The 20,880-nt window shown below is 41.9% G+C and carries 19 protein-coding genes and 1 riboswitch; of the genes, 8 read left to right on the top strand and 11 right to left on the bottom strand.

The genetic code is table 11. From position 1 onward, the window contains the following. Nucleotides 1-3: 3 nt before the first annotated feature. The 4 genes from ABTP35_RS11510 to gndA all read right to left on the bottom strand — a co-directional run bounded on the left by ABTP35_RS11510 (nucleotide 4) and on the right by gndA (nucleotide 5,843). A complete protein-coding gene (locus ABTP35_RS11510; RefSeq protein ID WP_293296252.1) occupies nucleotides 4-1,266 on the bottom strand; it encodes a DUF819 family protein in 1,263 nt (420 codons plus the stop codon). A gap of 111 nt (nucleotides 1,267-1,377) precedes the next feature. Next, nucleotides 1,378-3,408 carry a S9 family peptidase gene (locus ABTP35_RS11515; protein WP_293296250.1) on the bottom strand — a complete coding sequence of 677 codons (2,031 nt, stop codon included), beginning with the start codon at nucleotides 3,406-3,408 and terminating at the stop codon, nucleotides 1,378-1,380. A gap of 163 nt (nucleotides 3,409-3,571) precedes the next feature. Then, a complete protein-coding gene (locus ABTP35_RS11520; RefSeq protein ID WP_293296248.1) occupies nucleotides 3,572-4,423 on the bottom strand; it encodes a ChaN family lipoprotein in 852 nt (283 codons plus the stop codon). A 10-nt stretch (nucleotides 4,424-4,433) separates the two neighbouring features. Continuing rightward, on the bottom strand, nucleotides 4,434-5,843 hold the full coding sequence (gene gndA / locus ABTP35_RS11525) for an NADP-dependent phosphogluconate dehydrogenase (protein WP_293296246.1): 1,410 nt from the start codon (nucleotides 5,841-5,843) through the stop codon (nucleotides 4,434-4,436). A gap of 168 nt (nucleotides 5,844-6,011) precedes the next feature. Between gndA and zwf the strand changes: the two genes are divergently transcribed. After that, a complete protein-coding gene (zwf, locus tag ABTP35_RS11530) occupies nucleotides 6,012-7,544 on the top strand; it encodes a glucose-6-phosphate dehydrogenase (protein WP_293296244.1) in 1,533 nt (510 codons plus the stop codon). Between the two features lie 111 nt (nucleotides 7,545-7,655). Next, nucleotides 7,656-8,381: a 6-phosphogluconolactonase gene (gene pgl / locus ABTP35_RS11535; protein ID WP_293296242.1), complete on the top strand. Its 726-nt coding sequence runs from the start codon at nucleotides 7,656-7,658 to the stop codon at nucleotides 8,379-8,381. Here pgl and ABTP35_RS11540 read toward each other — a convergent pair. From ABTP35_RS11540 to ABTP35_RS11565, 6 genes are all read right to left on the bottom strand, one after another. After that, nucleotides 8,362-8,907 (bottom strand): acyl-CoA thioesterase, encoded by a 546-nt coding sequence (locus tag ABTP35_RS11540; protein ID WP_224837791.1) that lies wholly within the window; start codon nucleotides 8,905-8,907, stop codon nucleotides 8,362-8,364. The two genes, pgl and ABTP35_RS11540, sit on opposite strands and share 20 nt — an antisense overlap. Nucleotides 8,908-8,978: 71 nt before the next feature. Further along, complete coding sequence (locus ABTP35_RS11545; RefSeq protein ID WP_293296239.1) at nucleotides 8,979-9,344, bottom strand: 6-phosphogluconate dehydrogenase; 366 nt, start codon at nucleotides 9,342-9,344, stop codon at nucleotides 8,979-8,981. Nucleotides 9,345-9,354: 10 nt separating this feature from the next. Next, nucleotides 9,355-10,689 carry a DNA recombination protein RmuC gene (gene rmuC, locus ABTP35_RS11550; RefSeq protein ID WP_293296237.1) on the bottom strand — a complete coding sequence of 445 codons (1,335 nt, stop codon included), beginning with the start codon at nucleotides 10,687-10,689 and terminating at the stop codon, nucleotides 9,355-9,357. Between the two features lie 134 nt (nucleotides 10,690-10,823). Beyond that, nucleotides 10,824-11,603 carry an ABC transporter ATP-binding protein gene (locus tag ABTP35_RS11555; protein WP_293296235.1) on the bottom strand — a complete coding sequence of 260 codons (780 nt, stop codon included), beginning with the start codon at nucleotides 11,601-11,603 and terminating at the stop codon, nucleotides 10,824-10,826. Beyond that, nucleotides 11,603-12,634: an iron ABC transporter permease gene (locus ABTP35_RS11560; protein WP_293296233.1), complete on the bottom strand. Its 1,032-nt coding sequence runs from the start codon at nucleotides 12,632-12,634 to the stop codon at nucleotides 11,603-11,605. The genes ABTP35_RS11555 and ABTP35_RS11560 overlap by 1 nt, the downstream gene beginning before the upstream one ends. Continuing rightward, nucleotides 12,634-13,785 carry an ABC transporter substrate-binding protein gene (locus ABTP35_RS11565; protein ID WP_293296231.1) on the bottom strand — a complete coding sequence of 384 codons (1,152 nt, stop codon included), beginning with the start codon at nucleotides 13,783-13,785 and terminating at the stop codon, nucleotides 12,634-12,636. The genes ABTP35_RS11560 and ABTP35_RS11565 overlap by 1 nt, the downstream gene beginning before the upstream one ends. A gap of 55 nt (nucleotides 13,786-13,840) precedes the next feature. Then, nucleotides 13,841-14,065: riboswitch (cobalamin riboswitch) on the top strand. 68 nt (nucleotides 14,066-14,133) lie between these two features. Here ABTP35_RS11565 and ABTP35_RS11570 point away from each other — a divergent pair. Continuing rightward, a complete protein-coding gene (locus tag ABTP35_RS11570; RefSeq protein WP_375334201.1) occupies nucleotides 14,134-15,996 on the top strand; it encodes a TonB-dependent receptor plug domain-containing protein in 1,863 nt (620 codons plus the stop codon). A 33-nt stretch (nucleotides 15,997-16,029) separates the two neighbouring features. Here the strand turns inward: ABTP35_RS11570 and ABTP35_RS11575 are convergent, their stop codons facing one another. Beyond that, nucleotides 16,030-17,523 (bottom strand): S41 family peptidase, encoded by a 1,494-nt coding sequence (locus ABTP35_RS11575; protein ID WP_375334202.1) that lies wholly within the window; start codon nucleotides 17,521-17,523, stop codon nucleotides 16,030-16,032. Between the two features lie 212 nt (nucleotides 17,524-17,735). Between ABTP35_RS11575 and ABTP35_RS11580 the strand changes: the two genes are divergently transcribed. The 5 genes from ABTP35_RS11580 to ABTP35_RS11600 all read left to right on the top strand — a co-directional run bounded on the left by ABTP35_RS11580 (nucleotide 17,736) and on the right by ABTP35_RS11600 (nucleotide 20,832). Next, nucleotides 17,736-18,245 (top strand): RNA polymerase sigma factor, encoded by a 510-nt coding sequence (locus ABTP35_RS11580; RefSeq protein WP_224837783.1) that lies wholly within the window; start codon nucleotides 17,736-17,738, stop codon nucleotides 18,243-18,245. Continuing rightward, entirely contained in the window at nucleotides 18,232-18,666 is a 435-nt protein-coding gene (locus tag ABTP35_RS11585; RefSeq protein WP_224837782.1) for a hypothetical protein, read from the top strand. The genes ABTP35_RS11580 and ABTP35_RS11585 overlap by 14 nt, the downstream gene beginning before the upstream one ends. A 14-nt stretch (nucleotides 18,667-18,680) precedes the next feature. Next, nucleotides 18,681-19,220 carry a DUF4252 domain-containing protein gene (locus tag ABTP35_RS11590; RefSeq protein WP_224837781.1) on the top strand — a complete coding sequence of 180 codons (540 nt, stop codon included), beginning with the start codon at nucleotides 18,681-18,683 and terminating at the stop codon, nucleotides 19,218-19,220. Nucleotides 19,221-19,337: 117 nt separating this feature from the next. After that, nucleotides 19,338-19,877 (top strand): DUF4252 domain-containing protein, encoded by a 540-nt coding sequence (locus ABTP35_RS11595; protein WP_224837780.1) that lies wholly within the window; start codon nucleotides 19,338-19,340, stop codon nucleotides 19,875-19,877. A gap of 139 nt (nucleotides 19,878-20,016) precedes the next feature. Further along, nucleotides 20,017-20,832, top strand: coding sequence for a mechanosensitive ion channel family protein (locus ABTP35_RS11600; RefSeq protein ID WP_375334203.1), 816 nt, complete (start codon nucleotides 20,017-20,019; stop codon nucleotides 20,830-20,832). Nucleotides 20,833-20,880 lie beyond the last annotated feature (48 nt).

Consider the following 20,880-nt stretch of genomic DNA (forward strand, 5'->3'; position numbering starts at 1 on the left):
TATTTAAACATTCGACGCGACTTCCATCAACAAAGCGCATAAATATGCTCCGGCTGTACCCACTACGTAACCAAAAACAGCCAAAAGAATGCCTACAGAGGTCAACGATGGATGAAATTCTGCAGCAACAATCGGGGCCGAAGCCGCACCTCCGACATTGGCCTGGCTGCCCACGGCGAGAAAAAAGAAAGGGGCTTTTATAATTTTAGCCATTAGGATAAGTAAACCCGCATGGATACTGATCCATACCAATCCGATAGCGATAAGGCCCGGGTTTTCCATTACTTTGCCCAAATCCATTTTCATACCAATGGTTGCTACCAAAATGTATATAAAGAGACCTCCAATTTTGCTGGCTCCTGCGCCTTCATAATTTTTTGCTTTGGTAAAAGAAAGACCAATTCCAATGGCCGTGGCAAAAACTACCATCCAAAGAAACTGTGAACCCAGAGAGGATAAAATTTTCTCCGGATTTCTTACAATTTCAAAATTGTTCTGTAAAAAAGCCGAAAAATGATGTCCTGCAAAATGTGCAATACCAACACCGGTAAAGGCAAAGAAGGACAGCATTATATAATCGTTCAAGGTCGTTACCCTTGTTATTTTTTCGGTATAGGTGGAAACTTTTTCCTTGAGTTTTTCAATGGAGGAAGTGTCCGCTTTGAGCCAACGGTCTATTTTTTCTGTTTTGCCAACGCCCAACAGGATTATGGCCATCCAAAGATTGGCCACCACAATATCAATGAGGACCATACCACCATAACTTTCCTGATTGTACTGGAAAACCTCGAGCATGGCAGCTTGATTGGCACCACCGCCGATCCAACTTCCGGCAATTGTGGCAAGGCCTCTCCAAACTGCGTCGGGGCCGATACCTCCAACAGTTTCCGGTGAAAAAATGGATACGATCAATATAGCGATGGGGCCTCCGATAACAATGCCCACGGTGCCGGTCAAGAACATGACCAAAGCTTTGGAGCCTAAATTTAGGATAGCTTTAAGGTCTATGCTCAGCGTCATTAAAATTAGAGCAGCAGGCAAAAGATATCTGCTTGCCACATAATAGGTGTTGGACGATGCTTCGTCAATGATGCCAAAACTGGCCAAAATGGCCGGTAACAAATAGCACATTAACAGGGTAGGGACCAAGCGATAAAACTTTGCCCAAAATCCAGTTTTTATGGATGATGTATAAAAAACAAAACCTAAACAAAGGCAAAGCAAGCCAAATATCACGGTGTCGTTGGTAAACGGTAATTGGTCCATAGATCTTTATAGCTAAAAATCCCAAATATAGCAAAATCGTTCAGGCCTTAGGTTATGGCCGACTATGTTTTCGTGCTGTTTACAGTTGGAAAAAAGGACGAGGTACTTGAATTAGTTTTCTGCCTTATGTTTATCAAACCATGCCAAAACACTTGCTATTTTGGCAATTAAGTTACTGGGTTTGTTGGCTATACCATGAGATGCACCCGGAATTCGGACCATCGCGGTCTCCACATTTTCCAATTTTAGAGCGGCATAAAACTGTTCCGATTCGGCGATTGGCGTCCGATAATCTTCTTCGCCGGTCAATAACATGGTCGGAGTACTTACATTGGCCACATAATTTAACGGAGAACGTCTAAAATAGTTTTCTGGATCCTCCCATGGTTTTTTTCCAAACCAGTATTTGGAGAAAAACTGTACCCCATCGGCATATAGGACAAAGCTGGCCCAATTGATAACGGGCTTTGCAACAACTGCAGCTTTAAACCGGTCTGTTTTGCCCACGATCCAAGCGGTAAGCACTCCTCCACCGGATCCCCCGGTCACAAATAAATTATTGTCGTCCACATAGCCTTTTTTCAAAAGGGCATCCACGCCGGACATTAAATCGTCGTAATCGTGATTGGGATAGTCATGATGAATTAGGTTGCCAAACTCTTCTCCATAGCTAGTGCTGCCTCTTGGGTTCGTATATAAAACTACATAGCCTGCTGCAGCGTATGCCTGAATTTCTGCGGAATACACGGCGCCGTAACTCGTAAAGGGCCCTCCATGGATTTCCAGGATCATAGGGTATTTTTTGTTGGGGTCAAAATCGGGAGGTGTAACCACCCAACCTTGTATCTTTCGCTGATCATAGGAGGACTCCCACCACATCTCTTCTACTTTGCCCAACTTTTTAAAGGAGAACAAGTCGTTGTTCAAAGCGGTTAATCGTTTATGGCTTCGGGTATCGGCAACTCCAAGATCGGACGGATGGTCGGTGTTTCCTAAAGTGTAGGCAAACTTATTGTTGGCCGAAGCGGAGAAACTGGCAGCATTATAGGGTCTGCCCAAGGAAAGACCACCCAAGCCATCGGTGATATCCCCCACTTTGCCAGAAAGATCAATGGATGCCAATTTTCCCATACCTTGGTCAGTGTATGTAAAATAGAAGCCGTTGCCTTTGCTGTTCCACGCCATATCTTCGATATCTCTATCAAAATTTTGAGAGATTACTCTAGCATCTGAACCGTCCGAGTTCATCACATATAGTCGGGTTACATGGTATCCCTGTAAACGATCATCGTATCCGAGATAGGCGATTTTTGTACCATCGGGAGATAACACTGGATTGCCATCTGGTCCGTAACGATCGGTTAATGGGGTTATCTCACCATTATCGATTTTTATCGAATAGATCTCGCTATCCGCAGGTTCCATTTCTTCATCTTTATGGAAGTTGGCACTAAAATATAACTTGGAGTTGTCTTTGGACCAGATAGGGCCGCCATGGTCGAACTCGGAAAACGTAAGTTGTTTTGGCGTTCCACCGGAAATGGGCAAAGTAAATAGTTGGGAGTTGCCTCCTTTGTAATAGCCCGCACCATCTCCGCGATAGTTCATTTTATCAATATACTTAGGGGGAGCGTTCCATTTGGCTCCCTCTGGTTTTGCCGGCATTTTAATAATGGATTGGTTGGCTTCGGGAACAAACATGTTAAATGCCAGATACGAATCATCATAGGACCACGATACCTGTCCAGGCGACTGGGGAGTATTGGTCAAAGCCAAGGTTTCTTTGGTATCCAACCACATCAGATATAGTTTCATTTTGTCATCTGCCATATTGGATTTGAAAACGACCTTTTTGCCATCGTGCGACCATTTTGGGGCAAAATCGTTATGGTTGCCCGTGGTGAGCGGGCGGTTATTGGAACCGTCAAAATCAATGATCCAAAGATTGGAGAGGTTCCGGTCTGTCATAATATCCTTAAAGTTTCTGACATAGATGATCTTGGAGCCATCGGGAGAAATTTGAGGGTCGGATACATATTCCATATTAAAGATATCCAACAATTCAAGGTTTGATTGTACTTGACCAAATCCTAATGGGTTTATGGCCACAAACAATAATAAGGTAGCGATGATTTTTTTCATGATTACGGGTTGATTAGTGTCTTAAAAATAAGGATTTTATCCAGGGGTTGGGGTTGGTATGTGGCAATAGTTGTAGATGGTACTTAAAATGGACCGTGCCTTATCGGAAATGTATGGGGTCAATTAGAGAAATGTTGACTGTTCTCTGCTGCTCGGTAATGAATTAATAGGTGGTCGTCATGTTACTGTCCACACAAATAATAAAGTCGGCTATTCCTATATTTTCTTCATCCAGTTGATGCACATTCTCCTGCATAACGGTCGAGATGGTTCCGTAGATCAAGTCGGGTCTGTTCAATTGTAAATACCAAAGAATACCTTCATAATCGTTGGAATGGTAGGCTCCGTTGTAATGTATAAAAAGAGAACCCTCTTTATAGTTCTTAAGAATAAAATGTGCCATGGTAGCATCTTTGATCGCTTGTGCCATTACCAATGTGGGGCTACCGTGATCGCCCATCATGGTTAGAATATTCTGGTATCCTGGCAATTCGGGGTCGTATGGAATGGGCAAGGGGGCAATCCATTCCTTTTCTCTGGAGGGCAATGTGTCCAATGCTTCAAAACCACCTTTGTAAACCATGCTAGCATAGCGTCTAGGTATATTGGATGCTACAAAAACAAGATCATTATCCTTGGCAATATCGACCAACGGAGCATAGTCGGTCTTATGGTTGTTCCAAAGTCTTGCGGTGGAATCCAATGCTTTGTAATCTATTGTTCCGGACAAATAATCGTTAAGCTCCTTTTGGTTATCGGCTTCGATCATTTCTGCTCCAAGAATAAGTGGCCGTTTGGTATGGAGGTCGGTAGTGAGCTCGTATTGTAACCAATGCGCAATGGGATTGTTGTGCAGTTCACCGAACAATACCATATCCTTTTTTTCCATGGTCTTCAACATTTTTTTGTAAGAGACCTTTTTGCCTTTGGCGTTATAAATAACGTATGGTTTCTTTTGAGCATTTATGGTGGAAAAGCAAAAGGAGCATACAACTAACAGGAATACCTTTTTCATAACCCACATTTTATTTTTCCCATTCTGTATGGAAAATACCCTCACGGTCCAGTCGCTCATAGGTATGCGAGCCAAAATAATCGCGCTGTGCCTGAATCAAATTTAATGGCAAACGGCTACTGGTATAGGCATCGAAATAGGTGAGTGCGTTGGATAATCCAGGTAACGGGATACCATTCTCGGCACCATAACTTACCAGTTCTCTTGCGGCATCTACAGTGCTTTTCACTTTTTCCACAAAAGAAGGGGAAAGTAATAGGTTCTGTAAATCTTTATCGGTTTGGTAGGCCTCGGTGATATCGGCCAATAGTGCGGCACGGATAATACACCCGGCGCGCCATATTTTGGCGATCTCCCCCAGTTCCAATTCGTAACCATATTCCTTGGAGGCATCGGATAACTGGTGCATCCCCTGAGCATAAGTAATAATAAAGGCAAAATATAAAGCTTGTTCCGCTTTGTTGGTAAATTCGGATTTGTTTACAGCTTTTGGGAGAGGGCGATCATACAATTCGTCCGCTTTTGTGCGTTCACCCTTCAATGCGGAAATCTCTCGCATACTCACGGCAATATCTATGGTGGGTACGGGAATTCCCAAATCCATTGCGTTTTGAGAGGTCCATTTGCCCGTTCCTTTTTGTTTGGCCTTATCCAAAATCATGTCTACCAGATCATTGTTAGTCAAGTCATCTTTTTGGGCAAATATTTCGGAAGTGATCTCGACCAAAAACGATTGTAACCTTCCGTTGTTCCACTGAGAAAATGTGTTGTGCAGTTCGCTGTTGGAAAGTCCCCCTGCCTTTTTAAGCAGATCGTATATTTCCGAGGTAAGCTGCATCAATCCATATTCAATGCCATTGTGCACCATTTTTACATAGTTGCCGGCAGATTTTGGACCTAAATAAGTTACGCAGGGTTCACCTTGGTATTTGGCGGAAACAGCTTCGAAAATGGGTTTTACGTGCTGGTAAGCTTCCTTGGAACCGCCTGGCATAATACTTGGACCTTTACGAGCACCTTTGGCACCTCCCGAAACACCAGCTCCAAAAAAGTTGATGCCTTTTTCTTTTAAATAAGCTTCACGGCGATCCGTATCGGTGTAGAACGAGTTTCCACCATCAATGATAATATCACCTTTGTCCAAGTGGGGCAAAAGCCCATCGATTACACTGTCCACAATTTTACCTGCCGGTACCAACAACATAATTTTGCGAGGCATGGTCAGGGATTGTACAAAGGTTTTAATATCGGAGGTAGCATTGACCTTGGCCGCATCTCCACCTTCATCTATCAGGGCGTTCACCTTTTCTTCATCTAAATCGTTTCCGAATGCGGTAAATCCGTTATCCGCCACATTAAGAATAAAATTACGTCCCATTACTCCCAGGCCAACAAGACCAAAATCGTATGTATTTGCCATGATGTATTTTTCTGCTCTTTTTTATTGTTAAGACAACACTAAGGTTGATGTTTATTGAATTATGAACCTAAAATAAACCTTATCTTCGTGATGCTCAAAGATAATGATACCAACTTGAAAAAGGGTAAGAACCTTTGATGCAATACTCGCCAGAAAACAAAAAAATATATGAAAAAGACAGAGAATCAGATGCTCGTGATTTTTGGGGCATCAGGTGATTTGACCGCTAGAAAACTTATTCCATCGCTATTTAATCTATACATGGCCGACCAGTTGCCAAAAAACTATGTGGTACTTGGTGTAAGCCGGAGCAATCTTTCGGACGGAGCCTATCGTGAACGGGTTGTTTACAACAGTTCTTTTTTGACCGAAAAGACCAAGAATATCGATGAGGCTAAACTCAAGGGCTTTGCCGATAAACTCTACTATGAGGATATAGGGGATGATTATGATACGGACTACTCCAACCTGCGAAAACGTGTCGAATTACTTAAAGATAGACACAGTACTTCGGGAAACATCATATATTACCTCTCGACCCCGCCAACCTTGTACGAGACTATTGCACATAGACTTTCGGAAGTGAGGATGAATACCCAAAACAATGGTTGGAAACGATTGATCGTGGAAAAACCATTTGGCTACAGTCTGGAAACCGCAAAAAAACTGAACAAAGGGTTGCACCAGTACTTTAAGGAAAATCAGATCTATAGAATAGATCATTATCTGGGCAAGGAGACGGTACAAAACTTACTTGTGACCCGATTTTCCAATAGTATTTTTGAACCTTTATGGAACCGCAACTACATACAACATGTCGAAATAACCAATGCGGAAAGCGTTGGCGTTGAAAAACGTGGTGGATATTATGACAAGTCCGGTGCGCTCCGCGATATGTTCCAGAACCATCTTCTACAAATTGTATCCTTGGTGGTTATGGAACCTCCAATTGGTTCTGAGGCCGAAGAGATCAGAAACGAAAAGGTAAAGGCCTTAAAGTCTTTGCGCATAATGACCGACGAAAAAGAATTGGCAGAAAACACCATTCGCGCCCAGTATGTCGGGTCTACCATTAAAGGCGAAACCGTAAAAGGGTACCGTGATGAGGATGGGGTGGACCCAAATTCGACCACAGAAACCTATGCCGCAGTAAAATTCTACGTGGATAACTGGCGTTGGCACGGTGTTCCATTTTATGTGCGTACGGCCAAACGTATGCCCACAAAGGTGACCGAAATCGTTATTCATTTCAAAAAACCGCACCACCAAATATTTAAAGGTTCCGAAATGCAGGAAATGGACAATAAACTCATTGTTAGGATACAACCAGATGAGGGAATACTGATCAAGTTCGGGGTCAAGGTACCGGGTCAAGGCTTCAAGGTGGAAAGGGCCAATCTCGATTTTTACTACTCCAGCTTGGTCGAAACCTATGTAATGGAGGCCTATGAGCGCCTATTGCTGGATTGTATGCAAGGTGATGCAACCTTGTATGCCAGAGCGGATGAGGTGGAAGCGGCATGGGAGTTTGTAGATCCGATTCTAAATTATTGGAAAAATGGCAAGGATGTTCGTATGTACGGATATGGTGCAGGGGCCTGGGGACCTGAAAATGCCGATGACCTAATTGAAGAAGAAGGATACTGGCGCAATCCTAGCGAGAATTTAGCCGACGACCCGGGATATTGTGTGATTTGTTAAATACAGTAGGCAGTAGGCAGTAAGCAATCGGCAATGGTCAATACTTCTCTGTTATAATTATAATACTGGGCGTAGCCGAACTAAAAGTCGAGAACTGAAAACTAAATTAAGATGGAGTTAAAAATATATAGGGACAAGCAGGAAGTAGCCGAAAATTTTTCGGACTATTTTGTAAATAGAGTAAAAGAGGCAGGTGCTTTTCATGTGGCCTTGTCCGGCGGTAGTACGCCAAAAATAGTTTTTGATCTATTGGCCCGGAAATATGCAGGTACAGTGGATTGGAACAAAGTAAATTTTTATTGGGGCGATGAGCGTTGTGTGCCGCCGACCGATGATCAGAGCAATTATAAAATGACGGTTGAGCATCTTTTCTCTAAAATAGAGGTGCCCAAGGAGAACATCAATCGTATTTTGGGCGAAAAGGATCCCGTAAACGAAGCAATGCGATATGCCAATCTATTGGAAATTGATCTCGATAGGGTGCAAGGGGTTCCCCAATTTGATTTGGTAATATTGGGCATGGGGGATGATGGGCATACAGCATCAATATTTCCGCACGAGATAGAACTTTGGGATTCCGATGACCATTGTGTAGTTGCCAATCATCCAGAGTCCGGTCAAAAAAGGGTATCCATAAATGGCAAGGTGATCAATGCGGCCAAAGAGGTGGCCTTTTTGGTCACAGGGGCATCAAAAGCCGAAAAAGTGAAGGTGGTAGTGGAAAAAACCAAAGGCTCCGAAGTTTACCCTGCCTCTTTGGTGAATCCTGCATCAGGAAATTTAGTTTGGTTTTTGGACGAGGAAGCAGCGGCCAAGCTCAATCAAGATCCATCTTAACATTTTCTCCTTCCAAAAACTCTAAATATTCGTTTACTTTAAAGTTGTTGGATTCGTACTTGCTATCGCGTTTGTACGCTGATTGTTTACGTTCCTTGCTGCGGGCAAAGCGGCGTATATCCTGCTTTGTTTTTAGGATAAGTCCGGGCACTGCTTTGTTTTTGCCATCTTTTCCTTTGGCGACCATGGTAAAATAAGAGGAATTGCAATGTTTTACTTCTCCCGTAGTTACATTTTCGGACTCAACACGTACTCCCACCACCATAGAAGTTTTACCGGTATAGTTGATGGACGCTTTTAGCGTGGCCAGTTCGCCAACTTCGATCGGGTTAAGAAAATCCACCCGGTTTACCGATGCTGTAACACAATAGCTTTGTGAATGCTTGGACGCACAGGCAAATGCAATTTGATCCATAAGGTTTAGGATGTGCCCTCCGTGTACTTTTCCTCCAAAATTGGAATGGGAGGGCAACATGAGTTCTGTGATGGACACTCTACTTTCTCTGGATGATTTGAACTTTTTCATAGCTTATAATTATCTCGTTTTTTCAAAGAGAAAAGTTGGTTTCCTTTGTATGCGGTCGTAAAAAGATAGCTTTAATTTCTAAAAATGGGTGATTTTTCGGATTTTACCTCGGTGATAAAGTATTTGGTGTCGCCCAACCAGAAAAAGGTGGCGTAGCGCTCCTTGTAGGTCATTTTAATATACTGTCCTTGGTATTCCTTCATTTTTTCAATGATTTCTTTTTCTCCATCTTCCACCGAAAAGGAGAATACATTGGTCCCGGATAATCCTTGGCTTATCTGTCCTTCCCATGTTTTTACCAATACACCTTTTCTACTGAACTTGATCAGTTCCCCGGAACGGTATCCCTCGCTATAGGGAACGTAATATACAAATGCAAAATATCCCAATGTGCCAATTACAATGACAGCAATAAAAATGGTAAGGAATTTTTTCATGGTTCGTTCTCTAGTTTAGTTCTTCAAAATCGTCTTCGTGGGCGCGTTTTAGTATGGGTTCGGGAAGTGACTTTTTTGCCTTCGCGCCCATCTTTTTCAATTTTTCAATAGTTGTGACAATATTCCCACGGCCTTCTACCAGTTTATTCATAGCACCACGGTATTCGGTCTTCGCCTCGTCCATTTTTTTTCCCACCTTGGTCAAATCCGATACAAAACCTTCGAATTTATCATAAAGTGCACCTGCTTGGCGTGCAATTTCAATAGCGTTTCGTTGTTGTTTCTCATTGCTCCACATCGAATCTATGGTTCTAAGGGTAGCCAATAGGGTAGACGGGGTAACAATAACAATATTTTGTTCAAAGGCTTTATTGTAGAGAGAATTGTCCTCATTAATGGCGATGGCAAATGCAGGTTCTATCGGAACGAACATTAAAACAAAATCAGGGCTTTCCATTTCGTAGAGATCCTCGTATTTTTTGGAGGAGAGTTGTTCCACATGCCTGCGCAGTGAATTAATGTGGTCTTTTAAAAATTTAGCTTTATCCTCTTCTTCTGCATTGGTAAAACGTTCGTAATCGGTAAGCGATACCTTGGAATCTACCACCATTTTTTTGCCGTCAGGTAAGTGGATGATCACATCGGGCATAACCCTGCTGCCATCTTCACGCTTAAAACTTTGTTGCACACTGTATTCCCGATCTTTTTCCAAGCCGGATTTTTCTAAAACGCGCTCCAATACCAATTCGCCCCAGTTACCTTGCATTTTGCTGTCGCCTTTTAGGGCCTTGGTCAAGTTTTCGGCTTCTTGGGTAATTTTTAAGTTTTGTTGTTGAAGACTTTCCAACTGTTGTTTTAGGGAAGAGTTAATGCTAATGTTTTCCTTTTGGGATTTTTCAACTTTTTCCTCGAACTCTTTAATCTTTTTATTGAGAGGTGTAAGTATGTTTTCTATGTTCTCCTTATTGCTCTTGGTGAATTTTTCACTTTTTTCGTCCAAAATTTTGTTGGCCAAATTTTCGAATTCCTTTGTGAATTTTTCCTGTAGCTTTTCAACTTCTTCTTTCTGCTCTTTGTTCTTTATTTGAAGGTTCTCCAAATCTGCTTGGTACCGAACAATTTGATTGCTTTGCTGTTCTTTTTCCCGTTGCAACTGTTTTTGGTCCTCCTCGTTTAGCTGTATTCTATCTTTTAGGGATGTGATAGTGGCGTTTAGTTGTTGTTCCCGCTCCCCCCAAACACTTTCGTTCGATTTGGTTTTCAGTTTTTGGATATAAATACCGACAAAAAGGCCTAGGGCCATTGCTATTAAGCCAATAATCAAATAGATAAATACTGTGCTCATTAAATTGTTTATTGAAGATAAAGATAATGGATTACAAAGATAAAATGTCATTCGGGCTTTGTAGGAAATCCACAATATAAATATTGACTGTTTTTGATTTAAAAAAGCAGTTTTGTGCATCAGGAATGTTGTTCCTATTTTGAAACCTTATACGTACCGGTTTTAGCATCAAACTTTACCATTTCCGATGGAAAAAGACGGTCAAAGTGCTGCTTTTCTATCAATTTGCAGGGGTCGCCAAAGGGTTGGTCCTTACCGTCCAAAATTAATATTCGATCGCACAGTTGGATGGCCAATTCTATTTCATGGGTTGTAAAAAGTATGGTTTTATGTTTGTTGTGGGCCAATTCCTGGAGCATTTTAAGAATCTGTACTTTGTGGTACAGGTCTAAGTGGGTGGTAGGTTCGTCAAGCAAAATTATGGAGGTGTCCTGTGCCAAGGCGCGGGCCACCAGTACCCTCTGCATTTGGCCATCGCTGAGCTCGTGGCATTTTCGGTGTTTAAGATCTTCTAGCAAAAAAGCGGCCACACTTGATCGTATCTGCTCCTTGTCCAGTTCGGTAAGTGAGCCCAGCCAATTGGTGTACGGTTGGCGGCCCAAGGCAATCAATTCTTGAACGGTCAGATTTTTAGAAGCAGGTTGCTCCGTCAATACCACACTAAGTTCTTTGGATAGATTGGAAGCGGTGTAATCTTTCAAGTTTTTATGGTTCAAAATTATATCACCGGAAATTTTGGGTTGAAACCCGCCCAAAGTGCGAAGTAGAGTAGATTTTCCAATACCGTTTATGCCCACAATTCCGCAGAGCATTCCAGCTTTTAAGTCAAAATTGATATGTTCCGCTACGACTTTTGAATCGTATCCAATGGCCAAATCCTTTATGGATAGTATGTTTTCGTCAACTTTAGCCATTAGAACATCATTTTGCGTTTACGGACCAAAATCCAAATAACAACCGGTGCACCGACCAAAGAGGTGATGGCGTTTATGGGCAATACACTAGCGGAGTTGGGCAATTGGGCCAAGGTATCGCACAACAACATTAAAATGGCCCCGTACAGCATTACGGCCGGGATCAATACTTTGTGCTCCATGGTATCAAAAATTTGACGGGTAAGGTGCGGAACGGCCAGGCCAACAAAGGCTATTGGGCCGGCAAAAGCTGTGATGCCCCCAGCCAATAATCCAGTGGAGATAATGATGGTCAATCGTGATTTTTTCAAGGAAACCCCTAAGCTTTGCGCATAGTTTTCTCCCAAAAGAAAAGCATTCAAGGATTTTATGGAGATAATACTCAGTAAAACGCCCAAAGCTACAATGCTTCCCAATAAAAGCAGTTGGTTAGTGGAGAGATTGCCCACACTTCCAAAGGACCAAAAAATGAAGCGTTGTAAATTTTCTGCGCTCGAAAAATAAGCGAGCACACTGACTATGGCCGAGGTAATACTACCGAACATCAAACCGATGATCAGTAAAGCCATGGTGTCCTTTACCCGTTGTGCGACAAGCATGACAACAAAGAGAACCAAAAAGCTTCCAATGCTGGCCGCGATGGCAAGGGAAACATCGCTCAAAAAAGAAAAGGTAGCAAAACCGGTCAAAAATGTTGAGCCCATTAACAGTAGTGCGGCACCCAAACTGGCCCCGGAACTTATTCCCAAAACAAAAGGTCCGGCCAATGGATTTCTAAACAATGTTTGCATTAAAAGACCGCTCAAGGATAATCCTGCGCCAACCAATATGGAGGTAAATGCTTTTGGAATCCGATAGTTCCATATAATATATTCCCAAGAGTCTGTCTTTGGCAATTTTCCAAGCAAAATAGATAGCACGTCGGCAAAGGGGATGGAAACCGATCCTGAACTAATATTCAACAACGAAGAACATAATAATGCAACCAACAATAGCAAAAAGGAAATGCGATATGTTCTTGTGAATGGCATTATTTTATGGGTTTGATAAATTGCAGCTGGTGTTCCGGTAATAATTCCGGATGCAATATCTTAATAAAATCCTTTAAGACCACATCGGGTCGGTGAGGTGCCGATTCGTAAAAAATAAGTCCACCGGTTTCGCCTTTTTCAATGGCATTGGAATATACTTTTTGGTTCGTAAAAGCAGAAAACCGGCCGTAATGTGTATTTGCGGCTTTTATTTGGTCGTAAGTGGTTTGTGCTGATGGGTTAAACCAAAATTCGGCATCTTGGGCTTTTTCCAAAACCGATTCGAGACTTAGCCCAATGCTTCCGGTCTCGGGTGTGGAAGCCCACGCATAATCGGCATTTGCATCTTTTATAAAGCGGGCCATCCAACTTTGGCCCCCAGCCACATACCACACATCCTTGTAAAGTCCCCCGGTTAGCACGGTAGGTTTGGATTTTGCTTTTTTTGCAATCTCTTTTGCTTGTTTGTAAGATGATTCTACTTCTGTGAAAATACTATCTCCCAGGGCTTCCTTATTGAAAAATGGAGCAAAAAACTTGATCCATTCGGCTTTACCGAGCGGGGTATGCTCCACCCAATCACCATTGTAGGCTACTGGAATTCCTGCCTGTTTTAAAATATCGTAGGCCTTGTTCTCCTCATTAATGCTAAATCCAAAAATAAGTTCGGGGTCTAGGGCCAGTACCATTTCTGTGTTGAGAACATCATTCATTCCCAAATCCTTTATGTGCCCTGCCGAAATTCGCTCTCTGGCCTCGGGTGTTGAAATGTAGTCCGTATTTGGAAAGCCGATTACGGTATTTAACGCCCCAAGTTTTTGTAAGGGTTCTATGTGGGTAGTGGAAGTAAGCACCACCTTTTCTACTGGGGTGGCGATAATGGCATCGTATGCATCTTTTGGTAGAGTAATGGACGGTAATTTTTCCTTGGGAACCAACGCATATTTAAAACTTTTTGCCCCGGGCCAAGCCCCGGTGACCTCTATTATTGTAAGATCGGTCTCTTTGGTTACTTTAAATCCGGTTGCATATTTTACTTTGGAATCTAATTCTTGATTTTGGGAAGGTTGCTGTTTTTTTTCTTGTTTGCAACCTACCAAAGTCATCAAAAGAAATCCTAAAACTAGAATTGACCATTGTTGTTTTGCCATGGCCCAAAAGTAAGATTATTTAATTTTTGAGGAAAAAGATTAAACAGATTGATTAGCTTTGGCCTCGAATTTTGGTTCTCACGGTTTTCCGTGGGATTAAAAGGGAATCCGGTGCAAATCCGGAGCTGTTCCCGCAACTGTAAGTTGTGCCCAAGAATTACTGTTTTTTTAAAAGTAAGTATTGGGCGTTTGTCTCATCTTCTAAAACCACTGTCCAATGGGCGGGAAGGTAGGAGGCAAAACACAAGCCAGGAGACCTGCCACATTCAAACAAACATTGTTAAACTTTCGGGATAAAGGTTTACGTATGCAACACATACTATTCTCCCGTTTATTCAATTAAACGAAATGAAAAAAAATCATTTATGGTTAATTACCGCTCTATTTGCGGGACAGGGGATCTTTGCACAACAGATACAGCAAGATTCACTTAAAGTTCAACAACTGGACGAGGTTGTTGTTAGCGACTCAAAATTTGAATTGAAGCGTGAAAACTCAGGAAAAACGGTAATCAAGATCACAGCTGAGGAAATGCAACGAAACCAAGGCAGAACGGTTGCCGAGATCATCAACACAAAAAGTGGTATCGAGATTGCCGGTAGCCGGGGCAGGGATGGCGATGTGCTCGGGGTTTACGCCCGGGGTGGCCGTGGCAGACAGGTCTTGATCATTATCGATGGCGTTCGTGTGGCCGACCCATCCACATTTTCTGCCGAATATGATCTACGTCTACTGTCTCCCAGTACAATTGAGTCCATTGAGATCATTAAAGGAGCGGCCAGCACACTTTATGGAACCAATGCAGTTACTGCGGTGATCAACATTACAACAAAAAAGAGTTCCAAAAAGAAGATGGCCGGTAATTTTGAAACCAGTGTTGGGACCAATCAAACTTCGGAGGACCAGAATTATAATATAGGTAGCATTCAAAATTCCGCAAATGTAAATGGCACATTGGGCAAGTTCAATTATGGGGTGGATTTTTCCAATCGGTACAAAAGTGGATTGTCTGCTGCTGTGACACCTGAAAATGAAGAGGATGTTTTTTCAAATTACAGCACCAATGTAAGGTTTGGCTATCAATTTACGGAAAGGTTCGGCGTTCAGCTATATGGCAATCAAACCAAATTTAGGAATGAATATGATGCTTCTTTGGCCGAAGCTCCAAATGTAGGGAAGAACGAGCAGCAAAGGGTTGGGGTTTCCTCTGAATTTGAGTATGGCAAAGGATCGGTTCACTTAAATGCGGCCTATACAGATTACGAGTCCATGGCCAACGATACTTTTGGTGAAAGCACTACCGAAGGCAACAATTGGGTATTGGATGTGTACCATAAATATGTTTTTGGAGAGCAGTTCCATACGATACTTGGAGTAAACTATATTAAGGACGAGGCTATTTTTGCGGAGGAGGTTGATTTTACCATTGTAGATCCTTATGCCAATGTGGTCTATGTTTCGGATTTTGGATTGAATTTGAATGCAGGTGCCCGCTTGAACAATCACTCCGAATATGGAAACCATTTTGTGTACAACCTGAACCCATCTTATGTATTTGATACGAATAAAGGGTATATAAAATTGATGGGATCGTATGCAACCTCTTATATTACACCGAACTTGACCCAGTTGTTCGGTGCTTTTGGTGGAAACCCAGACTTGGAGCCAGAAGAAAATACCACTATTGAGGCGGGCGTGGAGTTTAAATTGAACAATACATTAAGAATCAGTACGGTTTATTTTGATAGAAACGAAACAAATGCCATTGGTTACGATGCTAACTTTACAACGATAAATGTTGCCGATGAGATTGATGCCAACGGGGTGGAAGTGGAAGCAACTTGGTTGCCTTTGAGCAATTTTAGGGTAAATGCCAATTATACCTTTACGGAACGGAAAGGCGACAATGCCATACGTATTCCCAAGCACAAGGCCAATGTTTCTGTATGGTATCAGTTTTGTGAAAGTACCAATGCATCTTTGAGCTATGCCTATACCGGTGAGCGTTTTGATACTGATTTTTCAACTTTTACCGATGTAGCCCTTGACCCGTTTTCAATATTGAATCTTTCTGTTCAGCATGAGTTGATCAAAAACAAATTAAATGTTTTTGTGAACGCGGATAATTTGTTGAATGAGGATTATAGGGAGTTGCTTGGGTTCACCACCAGAGGACGAAACTTTAGGGTCGGCCTCAGCCTGAACCTTTAAAAAAAGAAAAGCGGCCGATCGGCCGCTTTTTTATTAGTTGTTTAACTGTAGTGGTTTTTCCAAATACATATTGTCCTTTATAGGAGTTTCCAATCTAGATGACGTAAAAGATTCTGCGGGCATTTCCACGGTAAAGTCTATTTTGGCAGAGCTACCTGTAATTTCTTGTAGAGCACGGGCCAGGAGAGGCTCGTTTACATCGCCTAAGACTCCAAAATTGGTTAAATCTTCTTCTAGGGCAATGTCTGGCGCCAAACCATTGGTGTAATCATAAAACCCATCGGCATTCTCGTTCCTTCCAACCAAAGGTTGTAATCCCCAAGAATTTTCAGCATTGATATTGCCCTCACGGTCACTATTATAAATAAAAGAGTTTTCTGGGTCATCTACCAAGGTAATTGAAAATTCATTTTTACCACGAGTTGTTTCTCCAATATGGATTACATCGATATAAGGGTCAAGTCCGTTCATTACCAATTCGCTTGCCGAGGCAGAATCACCTGTGGCAATAACAAAAACACGGTCTAAATTTAAGGAGTTAATGGCGCTGGTGCCTGTGGAATTTGCAAAATAATCGGTTAAAAATTCTTCGCTGAACTGTACTTGTATTTTATCGTTCCACCTTTGTTTTATGTATACCTCACTTGTGTTGGTTCCATAGACCATACTGGCCAGTAAACGGGATGTGTTTACGGAACCTCCCGGATTGTAGCGCATGTCCAAAACAAGTTCTGTTGCTCCGTCGGCTACAAATTTGGCAAAGGCAGCGTTCAAATCTTCATCGAAACTGCTTAAAAAACGGTTGTACATTAAATAGGCAACTTTAGTCCCGTTTACATCCAGTGTTTCGGCAATCAAGATGGGGTCCTCGACTTGATTTTCTATTTTGGTAAGTTCTACTTCTTTGGCGCTATCAGAGATGGTATTGTCGGTAACGGTCGCCATTCCAAGCGTGTAAGTGCTGTTATCACCGAACAAAAGATTCCTGTAGTTGTTAATGGTAAGTTGGGTGCCATTGACCCTAGTGAAAAACTCGCCACGTTGTATATCTTTGGTCGAGGCATCGGAATCCGGCCATATGTAAAGTACATAGCCAAAAACATTTTCCGTACCGCCAATCAGGCTCAATCTAAATTCGACCCCATTACTTTGGGATATTCCAGATAGGCCACTTACCAGTTCCGAATAGTCATCATTGGCAAAACTAAATCGATCTATTGCGTTGTCATCCCCAAAAATCTCCTCATGCCTGTTACAAATGCTATAAAAAAAGTTTTCGGCATTTGAATTGGCCTCTAAAAAAGCAGTGTACTCGGCATTTGTGGAAAATCGGTCATCAGCCAAATCCTCTACATCCCCTTGCCAAAAATACCAAAGGTTCATGGCCTGCCACATAAAATTTTGTGCTGTAACATCCGCACCGGGTTCTGGGTCGGGTGTAGGGCCATTATTGATTTCATTGTCGTCACTACTACAAGAGGTGAAGAGGAGTGTTGCTCCAAAAAATAGATAGAGGTACTTTTTCATAGCTTAATTTTTTTTGAATTTACTCAAATTTTGTTCCAAACTCTAAGAAACTGGGGTGGGTAAGAGTAAAACCAAACGTTATATCAAATAAATTTACCTTGCAAAATAGGCTTATCTGAGGAAATCGCAAATTTTTTGTAACAATATTCGATATGTATCGTCGTGATAGTGTAGGTCGATAAGAAAGGCCTTAAAATAACTAAGACAACCAAATGAAACAAGCAGAATTTTTAAATGTGGTTTTGCCTTTTCAGGATAAACTTTTTAGGCTCGCCAAGCGCCTATTGGTCTCCCGAGAAGAAGCGGAAGACGCCACTCAAGAAATTTTGTTGAAGCTTTGGTCTAAGAACGAGTCGATGGGGAAGTACAAAAATGTAGAGGCTTTTGCCATGACCATGACCAAAAACTTTTGTTTGGACCGCTTAAAGTCCAAACAAGCAGGAAACCTAAAATTGGTTCACAGTAATTACAGTGATGAAAACACCTCCTTACAAAAACAATTGGAGGCAGAAGACAGTGTAAACTGGATGGAACGAATTATAAAAGACCTGCCAGAACAACAAAAAATGATATTGCAACTGCGCGATGTGGAGCAATACGAGTTCGACGAAATATGCGAGCTCATGGACATGAAACCGACAGCTGTGCGCGTAGCATTGTCGAGGGCAAGAAAAACAGTAAGAGAAGAATTGATAAAAAAACATAACTATGGAATTGGGTAACATAGAAAAAATATTGGAAAAGTATTTCGAGGCCACTGCTACAGTGGACGAAGAAAGAACACTTAGGGCCTATTTTTCACAAGAGGAGGTCGCACCTCACTTGGAGCAGTACAAGCCCATGTTCAACTACTTTTCCATGGCCAAGGAAGAAAAGTACACCAAGCAGGTACCATTAAAACCTAGAGTAAACTATTACAAGTGGCTATCCGTTGCAGCGGCAGTAGTTTTGACCTTTGGCATCTATTTTGGTAATCAGTACCAAGAAACAAAGCGTTTGGAGCAAGAAAAGGCAGAGTTTGCCTACGAGGAAACCAAAAAAGCACTCGAACTCTTAGCAGTGAACTTTAACCGAGGTACGGAAAAAGTGGCCTACTTAAAAGAGTTTGAAGATGCAAAACAAAAAATTTACAATAACAATTAAAAAGCGTAACAAAAATGAAAAAGTATATTTTAATAACAGTAATGGCATTGTTGCCTTTGGCAGGATTCTCTCAGTCCGTTTTTGACAAGTTTGAAGATCTGGACGATGTGACCACAGTGATCGTGAACAAGAGTATGTTCAATTTATTGGCAAAAATAGATGTTGAAGTGGATGATCCAGAGGCACGCGATTTTATGGAAATTGCCAGCAGTCTTAAAAGTTTAAAGGTGTTTACCACCGAGAACAAGAAAATTGGCGACGACATGAAATCTTCTGTCGATAGCTACCTAAGATCTTCAAAAATGGAGGAGTTGATGCGAATCAAAGACAAGGATGCCAATGTAAAATTCTACATTAAAGAAGGTAAAGATGCCGATCATGTAAGCGAGCTGCTGATGTTCATTACCGGAATGAAAAATGTGGAGGCCAATGGTCAAAAGTTTGAAACGGTAATCCTTTCTCTAACCGGCGATATAGATTTGAACAACATAAGTTCTTTGACCAAAAAAATGAACTTGCCAGAAGAGCTTAACGAAGCAGGAAAGAAAAATTAGATAAGAATATCGGTTGGCAATAATCGGTTGGAAATTGTAACAAAATACAAAACCCTCCAACTAATTATTGTCAACCGGTAATCAGTTGACACTATCAATCAAAAAAAGAATAGAAAAATGAAACATTTAATTAAATCCATAATGGCAATCGGAGCATTGTTCTTGGCTTCGTGCGCGTCGCAGCCCACTTTGCAGGAGTATTATGTGGACAATTCGGAAAACCCGAATTTTTTGTCCATCGATGTACCGGCAAGCATTCTCAAAATGGATGAGGTGGAGCTGACCCCGACTCAAAAAGAGGCCATAGAATCATTGCGAAAGTTCAATTTATTGGCCTTTAAAAAGAATGAGGACAATGTTGCCGAATACGAGATCGAAAAAAAGAAAGTGAGCCAAATCTTAAAAGGGGACGACTTTGTTGAACTCATGAAGATAAACTCCAAGTACGGCAAGGGGGTTATCAAATATTTGGGAGATGAGGATGCCATTGATGAAGTGATTATTTATGGAGATAGTAAGGACAAAGGCTTTGCCCTGGTCCGTGTGCTCGGCAAGGATATGAACCCGGCACATATCATACAATTAATGCAGGCCATTCAAAAATCCGATTACAAAGGCGAAGGGCTGGGTGAAATCGGTGATTTTCTAAAAGGCTAAGACCAATCATTATATAATCCAATGAGGGCGACAATTGTCGCCCTTTTTCTTTTTACGATAAAGATTCGATACATAAAAAAGTGACCTAGTTTAGTATCTTAGTGTCTAACAACAAGAACACTAACAAAACTATAGCATCATGGAAAAAGCACAAGAATGGTTCGACTACGGTATTGAACTGGCCAAAGAATTCGGACCTAAACTAATTACAGCACTTCTTATCTACATTGTGGGGATGTGGGTGGTAAAGAAAATCATCGGTGGAACCCGAAAGGTAATGTCAAAGAGTAAATATGATGAATCCCTGCAAAAATTTTTGTTGAACCTACTGTCTTGGTCGCTCAAAATATTTTTGATCATTATCGTTATCTCTCGACTAGGGGTAGATGTTACCACATTTGCTGCAGTAATCGCAGCTGCAGGTCTTGCCGTAGGTTTGGCGTTGCAAGGTTCGCTGTCCAATTTTGCTGGAGGTGTACTACTCATGATATTTAAACCTTACCGTATTGGAGACCTTATCGAGGCCCAAGGCGTTCTTGGAGTGGTAAAGGAGATAGAAATTTTCACCACAAAAATGGTAACACCACAAAACAAACTGGCTATTGTCCCGAACGGAGCTATGGCCAACGGCAACATCATCAACTATTCCGCGGAGGGTAAAATGCGAGTGGATACCGTTATTGGAGTAGGGTACGGTGAGGATATCAAAAAAACCAAAGAAGTGCTGTTGAACGTGCTCACTTCCAACCCAAAAGTACTTAAAGAACCTGCACCGTCGGTTAATGTGATGGAACTGGCCGATAGTTCAGTGAATTTTGCCGTACGTCCTTTTTGTAAGCCCGAAGATTATTGGGATGTGTACTTTGGAACCTATGAAAATTGCAAAATTGCCTTGGATGAAGCCGGAATCGAAATTCCTTATCCACACCAGGTGGAAATCCACAAAGAAGCATAAGAATTTTTGTCACATCGAGCACAGTCGAGCTGTCTTAGTTGGTTCTCG

The organism is Flagellimonas alginilytica, assembly GCF_042134605.1.
In the GTDB taxonomy this organism is placed as follows: Bacteria; Bacteroidota; Bacteroidia; order Flavobacteriales; family Flavobacteriaceae; genus Flagellimonas; species Flagellimonas alginolytica.